Annotated in this window: 14 protein-coding genes; 5 read left to right on the top strand and 9 right to left on the bottom strand. The window is 44.6% G+C overall.

Features of this window, described 5'->3' with window-relative positions:
* Positions 1 to 24: 24 nt before the first annotated feature.
* The 7 genes from KH172YL63_RS04610 to KH172YL63_RS04580 all read right to left on the bottom strand — a co-directional run bounded on the left by KH172YL63_RS04610 (position 25) and on the right by KH172YL63_RS04580 (position 8230).
* Positions 25 to 2148 (bottom strand): ATP-dependent Clp protease ATP-binding subunit, encoded by a 2124-nt coding sequence (locus KH172YL63_RS04610; RefSeq protein WP_173105013.1) that lies wholly within the window; start codon positions 2146 to 2148, stop codon positions 25 to 27.
* Between the two features lie 255 nt (positions 2149 to 2403).
* Positions 2404 to 2793: a hypothetical protein gene (locus KH172YL63_RS04605; protein ID WP_173105012.1), complete on the bottom strand. Its 390-nt coding sequence runs from the start codon at positions 2791 to 2793 to the stop codon at positions 2404 to 2406.
* A 429-nt stretch (positions 2794 to 3222) separates the two neighbouring features.
* The gene (locus tag KH172YL63_RS04600; RefSeq protein WP_173105011.1) at positions 3223 to 5274 is read right to left on the bottom strand and encodes a catalase; all 2052 of its coding nucleotides are present in this window, start codon (positions 5272 to 5274) and stop codon (positions 3223 to 3225) included.
* Between the two features lie 284 nt (positions 5275 to 5558).
* A complete protein-coding gene (locus KH172YL63_RS04595) occupies positions 5559 to 6254 on the bottom strand; it encodes a hypothetical protein (RefSeq protein WP_173105010.1) in 696 nt (231 codons plus the stop codon).
* Positions 6251 to 6988, bottom strand: a complete 738-nt coding sequence (locus KH172YL63_RS04590) for a hypothetical protein (protein ID WP_173105009.1) — start codon at positions 6986 to 6988, stop codon at positions 6251 to 6253. Before KH172YL63_RS04590 ends, KH172YL63_RS04595 begins: the two co-directional genes overlap by 4 nt.
* Complete coding sequence (locus tag KH172YL63_RS04585; protein ID WP_173105008.1) at positions 6975 to 7853, bottom strand: ABC transporter ATP-binding protein; 879 nt, start codon at positions 7851 to 7853, stop codon at positions 6975 to 6977. The genes KH172YL63_RS04590 and KH172YL63_RS04585 overlap by 14 nt, the downstream gene beginning before the upstream one ends.
* Positions 7850 to 8230 (bottom strand): GntR family transcriptional regulator, encoded by a 381-nt coding sequence (locus KH172YL63_RS04580; protein WP_173105007.1) that lies wholly within the window; start codon positions 8228 to 8230, stop codon positions 7850 to 7852. The genes KH172YL63_RS04585 and KH172YL63_RS04580 overlap by 4 nt, the downstream gene beginning before the upstream one ends.
* Positions 8231 to 8415: 185 nt before the next feature.
* On the opposite strand from KH172YL63_RS04580, the gene KH172YL63_RS04575 reads away from it, so the two are divergent.
* The 4 genes from KH172YL63_RS04575 (at position 8416) to KH172YL63_RS04560 (ending at position 12623) form a co-directional block, all read left to right on the top strand.
* Complete coding sequence (locus KH172YL63_RS04575) at positions 8416 to 9051, top strand: DUF4004 family protein (RefSeq protein WP_173105006.1); 636 nt, start codon at positions 8416 to 8418, stop codon at positions 9049 to 9051.
* A gap of 25 nt (positions 9052 to 9076) precedes the next feature.
* On the top strand, positions 9077 to 9868 hold the full coding sequence (locus KH172YL63_RS04570) for a polymer-forming cytoskeletal protein (protein ID WP_173105005.1): 792 nt from the start codon (positions 9077 to 9079) through the stop codon (positions 9866 to 9868).
* A 159-nt stretch (positions 9869 to 10027) separates the two neighbouring features.
* Positions 10028 to 11323 carry an alkaline phosphatase family protein gene (locus KH172YL63_RS04565; RefSeq protein WP_173105004.1) on the top strand — a complete coding sequence of 432 codons (1296 nt, stop codon included), beginning with the start codon at positions 10028 to 10030 and terminating at the stop codon, positions 11321 to 11323.
* Between the two features lie 22 nt (positions 11324 to 11345).
* Positions 11346 to 12623: an MFS transporter gene (locus KH172YL63_RS04560; protein ID WP_173105003.1), complete on the top strand. Its 1278-nt coding sequence runs from the start codon at positions 11346 to 11348 to the stop codon at positions 12621 to 12623.
* A gap of 38 nt (positions 12624 to 12661) precedes the next feature.
* Here KH172YL63_RS04560 and KH172YL63_RS04555 read toward each other — a convergent pair whose 3' ends face one another.
* Both KH172YL63_RS04555 and KH172YL63_RS04550 read right to left on the bottom strand, forming a co-directional pair.
* A complete protein-coding gene (locus KH172YL63_RS04555; protein WP_173105002.1) occupies positions 12662 to 13297 on the bottom strand; it encodes an FMN-dependent NADH-azoreductase in 636 nt (211 codons plus the stop codon).
* Positions 13298 to 13414: 117 nt separating this feature from the next.
* Positions 13415 to 13558, bottom strand: a complete 144-nt coding sequence (locus KH172YL63_RS04550) for a hypothetical protein (protein WP_173105001.1) — start codon at positions 13556 to 13558, stop codon at positions 13415 to 13417.
* A gap of 699 nt (positions 13559 to 14257) precedes the next feature.
* Between KH172YL63_RS04550 and KH172YL63_RS04545 the strand changes: the two genes are divergently transcribed.
* Complete coding sequence (locus tag KH172YL63_RS04545) at positions 14258 to 14929, top strand: 5'-methylthioadenosine/S-adenosylhomocysteine nucleosidase family protein (protein WP_173105000.1); 672 nt, start codon at positions 14258 to 14260, stop codon at positions 14927 to 14929.
* Position 14930 lies beyond the last annotated feature (1 nt).

Genomic DNA, 14930 nt, shown 5'->3' with positions numbered 1-14930 from the left:
AGCACCCGGGGATGCTTCTTTTTCTCATTTCACAATGATCTCATCATTTTCCACTGTTACACTCACATCGGTCACCGCTTCTTCACCGAGAAGCAGATCGGCAATTTTGTCTTCCACTCTTTCCTGGATTACCCGGCGCAATGGGCGGGCCCCGAATTCTGGATGATAACCCAGCTCAACGAGTTTCTGCTTCGCTTCTTCGTCAACAGTCAGGCGAATGTCCTGTTCTTTCAGATCATTTTTCAGTTCATTGAGCATAAGATCGAGAATCTGAAGGAGCCCTTCTTTTTCAAGGGATTGAAATTCGATGATGCTGTCAAATCGGTTCAGGAACTCAGGTTTGAAATAAGCACCGAGTAATTGGAGGATATTCGTCTCTTTGATGGCGTCTGTCCCTCCTGTATCAAAACCGACTACTGCTTCTTTCTTATCTGGTACACCTGCGTTACTTGTCATGATGATGACTGTCTCTTTAAAGCTGACCGTTCTTCCTTGACTGTCAGTCAGGCGTCCATCTTCAAGGATTTGCAGGAACATGTGCTGAACATCCGGATGTGCTTTCTCGATTTCATCGAGCAGGATGATGGAATAAGGATTTCTTCTCACTTTCTCGGTGAGTTGGCCAGATTCTTCATGACCAACATAGCCTGGAGGAGAACCGATTAGTTTTGACACCGAGTGCTTCTCCATATATTCACTCATATCCAGTCGCAGCATGGCATCCTTTGATCCGAACAATTCTTCTGCCAGGGTTTTCGTCAACTCCGTCTTACCGACACCGGTAGGTCCTACGAATAGGAAGGTACCGATGGGACGATGCTTTGCTTTCAGTCCTGCACGGCTCCGGCGGATCGCTTTCGCCACTTTTTTCACTGCTTCTTCCTGCCCGATTACTTTGCCGGCCAGATTTTCCTGCAAAGATTTTATTCTTGTTCTGTCATCACTTTGAAGCTTCCCGACCGGAATGCCTGTTTTCGATTCGATGATCTTTTGGATCAGCTCTTTTTCTACCCATAATGTGCTGTCAGCCGTACTTTCGCTGATTTGTTTTTCAATGGCCGCTTCCTCATCACGAAGGACCGCTGCCTGTTCATAGTCTTCTGCTTTCGTTGCCTGTTCTTTCTTCAATCTTACTTCGTTTAATTTCTTGTGAAGTGCTGTTTTATCTTTCCCCTCGGCCAACAGGTTCACTTTCGAGCCTGCTTCATCCATCAAATCGATCGCTTTATCCGGTAAGAATCGGTCCTGGATGTATCTGTGGGATAATTTCACACATGCCTCAATGGCTTCATCTGTGAATTCCACGCCATGATATTCCTCATAACGGCCTTTCAATCCCTTCAGGATCTCGACGGCTTCCTCAAGGCTCGGCTCATTGACCATCACCGGCTGAAAACGACGTTCCAGGGCTGCATCCTTTTCGATTTGTCTGTATTCTTTCAGGGTTGTCGCACCGATCACCTGCAGCTCGCCGCGGGCAAGTGACGGCTTCAGGATGTTCCCCGCATCCATGGAGCCTTCTGCCGAACCGGCCCCTACCAGCTGGTGGATTTCGTCTATGAAGAGCATGACATTCTTTCGATTTTGCAATTCGTTGATGATGCTCTTCAAACGCTCTTCGAAGGATCCCCTTACCCCGGTACCTGCAGTCAACGAGGCAACATCAATCACATACACTTCCTTATTCAGAAGTTTCGACGGTACTTCCCCAGCTACGATTTTCCGTGCGAGACCTTCAGCAATGGCGGTTTTACCGACACCGGGCTCACCGATCAGCACCGGATTGTTTTTATTGCGGCGGTTGAGAATTTCAATGACCCGTTCAACTTCCTTATCACGGCCAATGACCGGGTCGATCAACCCTGCTCTCGCAGCAGCTGTCACATTACGGCCGAACTGGTCAAGAACACCGTTGTTCCCCCGGCCACTTTCTGATGCGGGCGAAGGTTGACCTGCTTGATTTCCCTGAGCAGCACCCATGCTCATTCCCTTTAACCATTCATCGAAAGGAAATCCGCCGTGGATGCCAGAAGGGGTCTGCTGTTTTTGAAAGCAAGCAGAACACATCTTCATTCTTGACTTCTTTTCATTCACTTGCGTATATACTTCGATTGTTGCCTGGTTGTGCTGACATACTTGGCATTTCATTGAACATAACCTCCTGTAGATTCATATATATTTCATTTATTTATTCGTTTTTTTAGTAAGGTCTCTTGCAGTACACTTTGACTATCTTTGACCTTACAATCTCAGTATACTTTGACCTTCTTTGACTTTCAACTTATATGATTAAGGTAAATGTTGGTTATTTTTCCTAAGAGTTTGGGATAATAGCCTTTGGATTTCACAGTTTATATAAATAATAAACACAAAAAAAGCCGGGGTTATCCCAGCTTTCCTTTTTTAATACCAGTGCTCCCAGTGTTCTTTATGGCAACGGTGTTTTTTGTGGCAAGTACATTTTTTAATATGCTTTAGTTCGTCTAAGATCTCTTTCAATAATTTTTCGATACCCTTTTGTTCATGCTTGTCTTTTTTGTGGCAACCTTGTTGTTTGCGATCCATCCGTTGCCCCACCACTCTCTCAACCATCGGAAGAACATTCATCATGTTCGCCAATTGATCAAGATTATCCAGTCCTTTTCCTTCTGACTCAAAAAAATCTTTAAGAACACCAGTGTCCAATAAGGAGCTTAACTGATCTTTAGCAGCTTCAAATTTACTTAAATCTTCACCAGTATACTGTTTGATTAAATCCATGATACCTTCAAGTGGATTATTTTTTTCACTCATTGTTTTCCCCCCATTCCTAGTAAAAAAATCTCATTCATTCTCCCTGAAAACGGTAGGCCTAAACGTTTCCAAGGACTTTCATTTTAATGATTTGTTACATAATCGCGTAAACGATTAATAAAATTAGTAGCACGATCGCAATGAAGATGGCAGCTAAAAATTTTCCTAGTGCTAAAAAGATCAGAAAAACTAACAGCAATAGAACCAATAACAAACTGAAAAAATCAAATTTGTCTTGAGAATGACATTTATTCATCTAATATCACCTCACTTATACAGTACTCGTAAAGTACTTTACATCGTTATCATATGTATGAATTGATAGTTTCGTCTGATAGAAACGTCTATTCCTCGTAAAAAAAGGCTCTTACAAAAAAAATACTAGACCTGTCTGGACAGGCCTAGCATTTCTTCTATTCAATATAGGTTTTATACGATTTCCCGATTCCAATGGCGATGCTCTGCAATGGCAGCTGCGAATGCTTTCGCAAATGAATGCATGTCATCTCCGGTTACGACACCAGGACCGCTGATAGAAGCTTCTTCTAACCATTTGATCCCTTCATGAGTCGCGCCGATCGGTTTAAAGTGTGAATAAGCTTCCTTCACGAAGTATGAAGTGTCTTGAGAGAACTTTTTATCAACATCCTCCCCGCCGACAACATACAGGCTGTCAAATAGTACCGACTCTCCTGTCAAGAAGGTGTGGTCGACTTCGAGTTCCGAGCCGTCCTTTCCTTTTCTCATTCCCAGCTTGTTACTGATGATTTCAGGCTGCGCACCTTCCTCTTTCAGAAGGGAAAGGACCTTCGTCACTTCTTCTCCGTTGAAGCCGTCAGCAACGATGACACCTACTTTACGGGTATCGGGCTTCTTGACTGTGTTTTCCTGGCTTAACGCGGGAGAAGATTTCGTTACTTTAGAATCTTCTCCATTCGGAACTTCTACGTTGATTGCTTCTGCAAATCCTTTAGCCAGATCCATGCTGACGTTTGCGAACATATCAACCACTTGTTTTTGAACCGATTTGCTCATTACCTTCCCGAGTTCAAAACTGAAAGCTTGGATAATATGCTCTTTCTCCGGCTCGCTCATGCTGTTCCAGAAAAGGGTGGCTTGAGAGAAATGGTCTTTGAAGCTTTCACTTCTTGCCCGTACTTTCCTTCCTTCCATCTTTTCTTGATAGTGGGTGTATCCTCCCTCTTCCTTGGAAGCTGGGGCAGGTGTATTGTGGGCAAGTGAGTTTTTATGATAGCTTACCTGGCCTTTATTAATCGTATGACGGCCATATCCATCACGCTGATTGTTATGGAATGGACACACAGGACGGTTAATCGGGAGTTCATGGAAGTTCGGTCCGCCAAGACGGATCAACTGGGTATCGGTATAAGAAAATAGTCTTCCTTGTAATAACGGATCATTGGAAAAATCGATTCCTGGTACGACAGATCCAGGATGGAAGGCCGCTTGCTCCGTTTCAGCGAACACATTGTCCACATTACGATTCAATGTCATTTTTCCTACGATCTTGACCGGTACCTCTTCTTCCGGCCACAGCTTGGTTGGATCGAGGACGTCAAAATCAAAATTGAACTCGTCTTCTTCCTTGATCAGTTGGATACCAAGCTCATATTCAGGGTAGTCTCCGTTTTCAATGGATTCATACAGATCACGGCGGTGGAAGTCAGGATCTTTACCGTTGATTTTCTGTGCTTCATCCCAGACAAGTGAATGGGTACCCAGTACAGGCTTCCAATGGAATTTCACAAAGTGGGCCTTTCCTTCCTCGTTCACCAGTCGGAATGTGTGAACACCGAAGCCTTCCATCATCCTGAAGCTCCGTGGGATGGCACGGTCTGACATGGCCCACATCACCATATGTGCAGACTCCTGGTTGTTTGCAACGAAATCCCAGAAAGTATCATGTGCAGAAGCCGCCTGCGGCATTTCATTATGCGGTTCAGGTTTGACAGCATGGATCAGGTCCGGGAACTTGATCGCATCCTGGATGAAGAAGACCGGAATATTGTTCCCTACAAGGTCATAATTCCCTTCTTCTGTGTAAAACTTCGTAGCGAATCCGCGGGCATCCCGAACAGTTTCAGCAGAACCCTTGGATCCAGCCACTGTTGAAAAGCGGACAAACACAGGTGTTTTCTTCGACGTATCCTGAAGAAATTTCGCCCTTGTATATTCTTTCATTGAATCATAGAGTTCGAATTCACCATGAGCCGCAAATCCCCGTGCATGGACGATCCGTTCAGGAATCCGTTCATGGTCAAAGTGAGTCATCTTTTCACGAAAATGGAAATCTTCCATCAGGGTCGGGCCACGTTCACCGGCTTTCAGGGAGAATTCATCTTCAGACACCTTAAGCCCCTGATTCGTGGTCAGGTGCTTTCCTTCATCCTCGACCCGATATTGCTCCAGCTGTTCATCTTTGCTATTGCCATTCACTTTCGTACGACGTTCGTCTGCCATTCTTTCATCCCTCTCTACGGTTATTAATGTTTAGTATGTAAAACATCCTGCCTTTCTAGTACCCCTGAGATTGAATTGTAAACATTTTTTGGATTTTTTTGTTTATGGCATGTTACTTTAAGTTGTTCCTCGTTGGCGATTCGATAGATGGTCGGCCGGAAACTCCTCCATAAAAACAAAAAATCCGAATTGATTCACTCTTCACAAAAGACGAATCATCATTCGGATTTCTTATTACACGATAAACTTTTTTCAACCAGTCATGTCATAGTGGAAAGCATCCATCATTGGTCTCCTTCAATGAAGTCCACGGGACCAGTGACTTCAACGCCTTCCGGAATACGCAAATAGATTATGTCACTTCCTATTAAACTCTCACTTTCCCACAGTTCCTCTCCATTGAATTGACGGGTCGTGAAACTGCTTATATATTGTGAGATATTCAACTCTACCGGATCAGGGTATCGGATCAGGAGGGTCTCCCCTTCCATCCTGATTTCCGGGGACTTCATTGCCTCCGTGACGTCAAATCCATCAATGATGCTCCTCGTCACATAATGCTCCACTTTCATCGGCGAGCCTTTTTCCGTCCGTTCAGCCAGGAGGATTGCCCCGTATAATTTACCCGATGATTCTCCCTCCATTGAAATGTTCATCCCGCTCTCTTTAAGAGGAAATGCCCATTCTTTTTTCAGTACCCCTTCCTGACTTTCTCCGATTTGATCGTCATAGGCTTGATCAATGAAAGACACTTCCGGATCGTCCTCATTCCAGTTTATCTTCTCCAATTCAGCTTTTGTATGATCAAACGGGAAAATGTAATAGAGGATGACCGAAAGCAGGAGGAAGCTTACATATCCTGCGAAAATCCACTGAAATCCTTTAAGCTGATTTAATTTCGCAAATGGTTTAAAAATGTATAAGCCTATCAAGATCACCACCCAGAATAGGAGAGGAAATATTGCACCTATCACAGTCATTGTCTCACCTCCAGTTTATTGGACAAATACGTCACGACCGCCAATAGGGGTAGAGCAGTCAATACAACCTTCATGAAAAAAATCATAAACGATGACTCATCAAAGAAAACACCGGCAACATCAACCCCTGTGACCATATCACCGGTGATGAAAGATGTGATAATGGATGTACCCACCATTAAGAGTGGGATGACGATCAGGAAAAGCCTGCTGATCTGGACGAGCATGCCGCACGCATATCCGAATGCACTGAAAAGGAACAGGTACAATACAGCTCCGAGTACGCCAAATAATGATGGTTCCGCTTCAATAAAAACATACTGTGAGGAATGCATGATCATCATGAAGTCCTTCACCAGGAAATCTGCCATAAAGGTAGTGATCCCACCTATCATACTTGCAAACAGTAAAAACAGGATGTTTGATAGATGACCGGTCAACCGATTCGTAATAAAGGTGAAATCATCGTATCGATACGCTTTGGTCGTCATGATGACCGAGATGATGAATGCCCAGATCATCATGAAACCGATGATGACACTGCTTGAATACGTACGGACCTCAAATGAAATCGTTCCTGCTCCACCGCCATGCATCCCGGTGCCGAGGAAAGAGAAGAGGATGGCCAGGATCTGGATCACCATGAGCGAGGAGTACACACCCCGATAGGCTTTGATTTTATATAGAAACTGTTTTCTGACAATATCCCAAAAGTTCATATCAGCTAAATACATCGTCTATCCCCCCTTTTGACTGTGATGTCAAATACATGCATACATCCTCAGTAGAAACCGGTGTGGGATGAAAGCCTTCCATCCACTTTTCCCCTTCATTCTTTACAACGGCATAGGTGGAATCCATTCCAACATTCTTCCTGAAGAGAATCGCCTCTTCTGGGATGGCATGATTCATTCGCTCTGTATTCCCGGTCAGCCCTACAGCGTAGTGCCGCAGTTCATCTAAAGGCAGGTGCAGGCATTTCTCCCCTTCTTTGATGAGGAGGACGTCCTCCAAAAGGTCTTCGATTTCTGTCAGCAAATGACTGGACAGGATGATGGTACGGGGATACGCGATATAATCTTTCAGGAGGGCCCGGTAAAAGTCTTTCCTCACCGCAGCATCCATGCCGGTTGTGGGCTCATCAAGAATGGTGAGCGGACAGCGGGCAGCGAGACCCACGATCATATTAAAGGTACTTTTCATTCCTTTAGACATGGAGCTGTGATGGGCATCGGGGTCAAAACCGAAATAAGAAAACAACCTCATGGCAATATCCATATCCCAATCCTGATAAAACGACCCCATTACTTCCAAAATCTCGGATAAACTCAAATATGGTGAAAAACTCATCTCATCATCTATATAAATCATGTTTGCCGAAACCTTCAGGTTATTGAACGGCCGTTCAGAGAAGACGCTGATTTCACCGTCCGTTTCACGGAAGAAGCCGGCCATGATTTTTAACAGTGTCGTTTTGCCTGCCCCGTTCCTTCCTATTAACCCGGTAATCTTATTTTCTCCCAACGAAAACGTCAGGTCTTTCAATGCCTGTTTACGGCCAAATGCTTTCACCAAACCCCTGCATTCGACTACGCTCATTTTGAATCCCCCGCTTTCATTTCTTCATGGATCATCGTAATCAGGTCTTTTTCTGTCACATTCAGGTAAACCGCTTCTTTGACAACTTCCTTTACAAGTGCAACCAATGTTTGATCTTTCCGTTTCTTCAGGATGATGCTTCTCGCTGAGGATGAAACAAACATGCCCAGCCCCCTCTTTTTGTATAAAACCCCTTCGTCTGCAAGAATCGTCAATCCTTTGGCGGCTGTAGCCGGATTGATGTTATACATCTCTGCAAGCTGATATTGGGAATACACTTTATCATCCGGGAGAAAGTTCCCTGACAATATTTCCGTTTCCAGCCATTCTGACAGCTGGATATAGATCGGTTTCATGCTATTGGAATCAAGAATCAAACAAACACCTCCATAGTGCATTACTGTTGTAATGTACTATACTTCAATTGGATGAAAATAACAATGGTTTTCTGCCTATTTTTAGAAAATATGTAAATACCCCTTTACGAACGTAACATTGTTCTGTTAAACTGAATCCAAAGTAACGTAACAATGTTTTGTTACAGAAACGAGGTGACCCCTCATTGGATCAAAATTTGATATCCAAGAAGGAAGTACTGGAGTTGACCGGCATTTCATATGGGCAGCTCTACCGGTGGAAACGGAAAAACATCATCCCCGAAGAATGGTTCATCAAGAAATCGAGCTACACGGGACAGGAAACGTTCTTTCCTCGTGAGAAGATGCTATCGAGGATCGACGCCATCAAGGAAATGAAAGATGGTTACTCCCTTGATGAGCTTTCTGAATTCTTTTCACCCAATCCGACCAGGATCGAAATCGACGAAAGTGCACTTCGTTCGTATCGCATCCTGACAGATCACACATTTGCACTTTGCAGTCCCCTGCTGCCGCAGCAGGATACGTTTGAATTCCCGGATATTTTAAATATGATGGTGATTGAAAAAGCAGAACAGTTACGCGTGCCGCCTGAGGATCAGCGGACCCTCTTTCAATTTCTTCATGAGCAGTTCACTCCGTTGAAAGAATCGTCCCTTGAGCTTGTGGGTCTCCGTAAAGAGGGCACCGTTATCTGGTTGCTCCTGCCCCTGCAGGCAAACATTTACTTTGACCCGTCAGCAACGGTCGCATGGAGATTCGATTTGCAGCAAATGACGGAAGAACTGAAAATCACATTATCGGATACTAAAGGGATGTAATGCCCTGAATTGGAGGAAAAACGATATGACGACAATCGATAAGAAAGAATTGCACGATTTGAAGATAAGTGGCTCAGGCACATCAGGCGGCGGGCAGTTTGACACCGTAAAGATCAGCGGAAGCGGTACGATTGCAGGTGACGTGGACTGCCATGAGCTGAAGATTTCCGGATCCGGCACCCTTACAGGGAACGTGAATGCCGGGTACATCAAAACGAGCGGTTCATCCACCATCAAGGGGGATACAAAAGCGGAAACGATCACGACAAGCGGCAGTTCCAAATACAATGGATCGGTCACGGTGGAAGAAATGCATACGAGTGGATCAAGCAAGGTCGAAAAAGACCTGATTTTCAAGGAATTCAAAGTGAGCGGATCCTGTAAAGTCGGCGGGAAAATCCAAGGGGGTTCTATTAAAACGAGCGGTTCCCTGAAGGTCGGAAGGGATTGCGAAGTAGAGAACTTCTCCTCTTCCGGTTCTGTTCATATCAACGGTCTGCTTAATGCGGATAAAGTCCAGCTCGAGATCAATCATGAATCTTCGATCAAAGAAATCGGCGGTGAAACGATTGCCGTGACCCATCACCGGGCACACAGGCTGTTCAAGCAGATGGTCAACTTTTTTCTCCAAAAAGAGGATTATTTGTTCAGCGACCTGATTGAAGGTGATGAAATACTTCTTGAGTACACGAAAGCGAAACTTGTAAGAGGAAAAAACGTAGTGATCGGGGAAAATTGTGTCATTGATACAGTGGAATATTCAGGCTCCCTTGAGGTAAGTCCGGAGAGCCGGGTAGGTCATTCAATAAAGATTTAATGTGGTCCAGGGGAGGAGGAATCTTTCCCTGTTTTTTCGTTTTTTCAGAGGTTTACCGAGCTTTTACAGAACACCGTTGAAAATCGATATTTTTATTCTGAATAGTCTGTTATATTAATAGGTATATAGTACAATCTTCGAAGAAAGCCGGGGTACAATATGAATCGTCTGACAGACCATTTGATCATCATTTCATTCGACTGCCTATCCGCGCTCGACTACAGTATCATAAAGGAGCTTCCCCATTTCAGGGAACTGCTCGACCGTGGCTCCTTTTGTAAAAGGGTGGACAGTATCTATCCTTCAGTGACCTACCCTTGTCACGCCACCATCGTCACCGGCAAGTACCCGAACCGCCACGGGATCGTGAATAACACCCTGCTGCAGCCGGGACGTGATTCCCCCGATTGGCATTGGCACCGGAAATCGATAAAGGGCACGACCCTCTATGATGAAGCCAAAAAGGCAGGAATGACGACTGCCGCCCTGCTCTGGCCTGTGACGGCCAAGGCGGACATTGATTTTCATATGCCTGAAATCTTTGCAAACCGCCCTTGGCAACATCAAATCCTCGTATCCCTCTTAAACGGCAGTCCATTGTACCAATGGCAGATGAATCGGCGATTCGGACATATCCGTAAAGGCTTGGATCAGCCTGCGCTTGATGACTTCGTTCTTGAATCGGCGGTTGAAACGATCAAAAAAAAGCCTGATCTCTTTCTTATCCACTTCACTGACCTCGACACACAGCGCCATTACCACGGATTTTCGTCTGAAGAAGCCCATGCCGCCCTACGACGTCACGATGCACGACTTGGAAGGATCATAAAAGCCATGAAAGAAAATAGGATTTATGACAACTCAACAATCGTCGCCCTCGGTGATCACAGCGCACTGGATGAATCGAAAGCCGTGCAGCTTAATGTGCTGTTAAAGGAAAATGGCCTGATCACCGTATCCGGCCGTGGAAAAGTGACCGATTGGAAAGCGTATTGTAAAGGTTGCGACGGTTCTGCCTATGTGTATACAAAGAGCAAGGAAACGACGGAAGAAGTCCGCTCCCTTTTAGACATGTTGCAAAAAGATCCCTCAAATGGGATTGAAACCGTCTTAACAGGTGAAGAAGCCGGCAGAAAAGGTGCCGATGAACATTGTGCTTTCATGCTGGAGGCACGGCACGGGTTTTACTTCAAAGATGCGCTACAAGGCGAGTTCATCCACCGGATCACCCCGGAGGATGTAAAGGAAAAACGATATACGTACGGATCCCATGGATATTCCCCTGAAAAGGAGAACTATGCCACCATTTTCATGGCAGCAGGCAAAGGGATCCGACCGCATGTTGACATCCCTTCCATGGGACTGATCGATGAAGGGCCGACCTTTGCCCGATTACTCGGTCTCAGCTTAGGGGATACAGACGGAAAAACGATCGACGACATACTGGACGTATGACTTCGTTTCTTGAGGGGGAAAAATGATGAAACGTTTCTCGAAAGAAGAAAACAGCTGGATCTTTTATGACTGGGCGAATTCCGCCTATTCCATTATCATTTCCACCGCCGTCTTTCCACTTTTCTATAAAGCGGCGGCTACAAAAGCCGGGGTCAGCCCGTCAGATTCCACGGCATATTTAGGTTATACGGTTGCCATCGCCACCTTTATCCTTGCCATGATCGGACCGATTTTGGGGACGATTGCTGACTATGAAGGCTATAAGAAAAGATTTTTTACGTTTTTCTTTGCCCTCGGGGTTTCCTTTACCGCCCTCCTTGCTTTCGTCCCGAGTGATCATTGGCTGCTCCTGTTAATCTTTTATACAGTTGCTGCAGTCGGTTCGGCAGGTTCCAACGTCTTCTACGATGCCTTCTTGACAGACGTCACAACAGAAGACCGCATGAACCGTATATCATCCAGGGGATTCGGACTCGGGTATATTGGAAGCACAATCCCCTTCATGATCAGCATCGCCATCATCATCCTTGCACAAAACGGCATGCTTCCCTTTTCGGTCACCATCGCAAGTAAAGTGGCCTTTATCATCACCGCACTATGGTGGGGGCTTTTCTCCATTCCCCTGCTAAAGAACGTGCAGCAGCGCTATTTCATCCAGCGTGAACAGCATCCTGTCGTCAACAGCTTCAAGCGCCTCGGGAAAACGATGAAAGAAATCAGGAAATACAGGGCACTCTTTCTATTTTTACTCGCTTATTTCTTTTATATTGACGGAGTCGGGACGATCATTACGATGTCCACTGCCTACGGGACTGACCTCGGCATATCCTCCACGAATCTCTTGATCATCCTGTTTGCGACCCAGGTCGTAGCGGGGCCGTTCGCCATTCTATACGGAAGGCTTTCGGAGAAATTCACCGGGAAGAAGATGCTGTATGTAGGAATCTTTATTTATATCATTGTATGCATCTACGCTTACTTCCTGGAAACGACATTGGACTTCTGGATCCTGGCCATGCTGGTCGCTTCTTCCCAAGGGGGGATACAGGCACTCAGCCGTGCCTACTTCGCAAAACTGATTCCGAAGAAAAATGCCAATGAATTCTTCGGCTTTTACAACATATTCGGCAAATTCGCTTCCATTCTCGGACCTTTGTTGGTGGCCGTCACGGCTCAAGTAACGGGCCATTCCAGCAGCGGTGTTTTCAGTCTCGTCATCCTGTTTATCATCGGTCTTGTGATTCTAGCTTTTGTTCCGGAACCAAAAGGAAATGAGATTGAGAAACCCGCGATTATGTAAGAAAAAGCCTGAAGTCCATGACTTCAGGCTTTTGGCTTTTAAAAGGACTGGGCCGCATCCTTTGCCCTGGCAATCGCATTTTCTTTGATTTCTTCTGCTTTTTCCGGCATGGCCGCATGTCCTTCCACGAATACCCCTTCAAAAGAAGGCACTCCGAAAAACTGCATGATGATGCTCAGATACCGATGCCCCATTTCCATTCCCGCAGCAGGTCCTTCAGAATAAATTCCGCCCCTGGCCTGGATATGGATCGCTTTCTTATCCGTCAATAACCCCACGGGTCCTTGCTCCGTATACTTAAATGACTTGCCTGCCACTGCCACTGAATCGATATACGCCTTCATGAGCGGCGGGAACGAGAAATTCCAAAACGGCGTCACAAACACATATTTATCGGCAGAAATGAACTGATCTGATAACTCATTCAAACGATTCACCTTCTTCTGCTCTTCCCCTGTAAGCTCTTCAAACCCTTTTCCCGACTGCAGCTTTCCCCAGCCGCTGAACACATCCGCATCAATGTGGGGAATGTGCGCATTGTACAGATCAAGGTGGACGATTTGATCATCCGGATTCACTTCTTGATATGTATTGATGAAAGCTTTTGCCACCGCCATGCTGTATGACTGGGTATCATCATGGGGGTGGGCTGTGATATAGAGCACCTGTGCCATTTTCCATCCATCCTTTTCACTAGTTTATCCACGAATGTATTTTGTGAAAATGATGCAGGAATTATCCATAAAAAAAGAATGCTGTCTGCTGAACGACAACATTCTCCATGGTCCTCTTTATTCTTCTTCCTGCCATGCTTCGAACGGATTCCCGCCGATATTTTTTCTCATCTCATCTGTCAGTTCAAACGGCGCCGTTTCTTTTCCTTCTCCTGAAGTGAATGTATGACTCCCGTCAAAGTGCAATGGTTTACCTTCCAATGTAGACACCTCCGATTTTCATCTAGTATGACCTTTGAACAAGACTTTATCCTAAAAACAGTTACCAAAATAAGTGTTTTATCTAGTAGTATTTACTTATGATACTATTCTTCATTTTGTCGATGAATCCTTTTTCTCAGTGAAATGATTTTTTTCCAACGAACCCCTTCATCATAAAAGCATCTGGATGTATGGCTGTCATGACGGGTGGAATTTTTTTATGTTTCTCAATAAAACACAAAAATGTTATATAATGTAAACACATAAAGTTTTAGAAAGGAATTGAAGTTACTTATGAAGATGACATGGATGATTGTCTTAGGGATTGTATCAGCCCTCATACTTCAAATTCTTCAAAAAAAAGACGCCGTGAAGCCGTTCTTCAACTTTAAGTTTTTTTCAGTCAGCCTTATTCTTTCAGTATTGCTTTTCTTCGCCGGTTTAGGTGTAGGTTCTTGGAATGGTATGGCTTTAGGCAGTTTAAGTTATGTCTGCTTCGTCCTTTCCTTATCAGGAATGATCACCTCTTTCATTTTGAACATACTCCTGAGTAAATAAAGAGACCGCCGACTTGCACAGTTTCATCACACACATACCACCTCATTCAGAGAGCGATATTTATTTAGGTCTAATACTCAATATATTAAATCAGCACGAACACAATAAAATCATAAATGATAGATTTAGGGTGATAAGAAGATGATCGGAATCAGCATAGCTACAAAGTGGGAATACGAAGCAACATTGACATACTTCTCCGTAAAAGATGACGAACGTTTCAGTTATCCATATGGTGAGTATTTCATGAGAACAATGAATGGTGCTGAACTTGTTTTTTACAGCACTGGTGTAAGGAAAGTAAATGGTGTTGGTGGTAATCAGTATATGATTTCTACCTTTCATTTAACCAAAGTAATCGTTGCCGGAACATGTGCAGGAATAGACGATCACTTTAGTGCTTTAGACATTTTCATACCAGATCAAGCCGTTCAGTATGATTGCACAGTAAAAGAGGTTGAGCCTCTTATTAAGCAATCGTTCATCGTCGATATGGATCTATCACAGTACGGAAATGATTTTCATACCGGAACAATCGGTACCGCCGATAAAGCAGTGGTGATGTGGAAGGACTATCTGGAGCTGAAAGAAAACGGCATCACAATAGCCGATACGGAAGCGGGGGCCATAGCTTATATTTGTGCAAAAAATAATGTTAAATGCATCATTATCAAAGGGATCTCGGATTTTCCAACAGATGAAAGAAACGCCGATAAATACGAATCGAATACGGAACAAATCAATGTATATTTAGAAAACACCCCCAAAGTGATGAACAAAATATGGGACTGCTATTTAGAGAGATTCATATAGA

This window comes from Bacillus sp. KH172YL63 (assembly GCF_011398925.1).
Classification (GTDB): Bacteria; Bacillota; Bacilli; order Bacillales; family Bacillaceae_B; genus Rossellomorea.
Note: the sequence above shows the minus strand (reverse complement) of the source record. Positions and strands in the feature narration are given on the sequence as shown.